General features: G+C 61.5%; 1 protein-coding gene. It reads right to left on the bottom strand.

Annotation, left to right across the window (positions count from 1 at the left end; genetic code table 11):
* Positions 1-60 precede the first annotated feature (60 nt).
* The gene (locus FQ705_RS15405) at positions 61-1197 is read right to left on the bottom strand and encodes an IS481 family transposase (protein WP_144142538.1); all 1137 of its coding nucleotides are present in this window, start codon (positions 1195-1197) and stop codon (positions 61-63) included.
* Positions 1198-1275 lie beyond the last annotated feature (78 nt).

Genomic DNA, 1275 nt, shown 5'->3' on the forward strand with positions numbered 1-1275 from the left:
TGTATGGACTCGGGACATGGGTAACACCCGTAACGGGACATGGGTAACACATTTATCCGGTCATTCCGTCATGTTCATGTCGATGGTGTGGAAGTGATGATGGGCGATGTAAAGGTCGTAGCAGTCAGGGTGCGTGGTACTCGGCCGGATGGCCACCGGCAGGTTATCCAGCGCGCTTGAGACCTTGAAGCGTCGGGACATGAACCGCAGATCGCCATTGATGCGCACGCGCACGACCGTGTCTGCATCGCCGTACTGAAGCGGCGGTAGCCGCTCAGGATAGGTGCGCGCACTGGAGCGGTAACGCGTGATTGGCGTGGCCATGTCCAGCGCTTGATGGGGGCGTTGTGTGTTGTAGACGATACGCCAGTTGTCGAATGCGCGCTGCGCGCCACGCATGCTGGCAAAGTGCCGGCCGTTGAGCAGTTCGGCCTTCAGCGTCCGGTGAAACCGTTCTTCCTTGCCGTTGGTCTGGGGATGTGCCGGACGGCTGTACGAGAGTCTCACCCCCAGACGGATCAGCCAGATGCCCAGCGTGGTGAGCTGGCCCGGCTGCGCCGGACTTCCCCACGGTGAGCCGTTATCGGCATTGATACGCAAGGGCAGCCCGTATCGGCGGAATGCCTCACGCAGCCGCCTGCGCACGGTCGGTGTGTCGGTCGGCCCGCAGGCGTCGAGTACGATGTTGAAGCGCGAATGGTCATCGAGCACGGTCAGCGGTGAGCAGCGCCGGCCGTCGACGAGTTCGATCCACCCCTTGAAGTCCATCTGCCAGAGATCGTTGGGCTGCTCGTGCTCGAAGCGCTTCCAGGCTGTCGCGGCCTGTGATGCCTCCGGCGTGATCAGGCCGTGCCGATGCAGTATCCGGGTCATGGTACCGGCCGTGGGCACAACGGGCTCTTCAAGATCGCGCAGACGCCGCTCGAGTTTGCGTCCACCCCATCGATGTTCCTTACGCAGCGCAACCACACGCTGCTCGATCTCGGGGGCCGTTCGATTCGGGCTGGATAGCGGCCTGCGGGAGCGATCCTCCAGACCCGCCTCACCTGACTCGCCGTAACGCCTGAGCCACTTGTAACCGGTCTTCGCGCTGATGCCATAACGCAGGCACAACTCGCGGCGGTTCGCGCCGTCCTGCAAGGCCAGTTGAACAAATTCCAGACGTAGGTTCACGGTATCTCTCGGGTTCCATGACATGGCCAGCTCCGGAAAAAACGTTTCCGAAGTGTTACCCATGTCCCGATACACCTGTTACCTATGTCCCAGTTCCATACA

Origin of the sequence: Paraburkholderia sp. BCC1884, from assembly GCF_900996225.1 — a bacterium.
Taxonomy (GTDB): Bacteria; Pseudomonadota; Gammaproteobacteria; order Burkholderiales; family Burkholderiaceae; genus Paraburkholderia.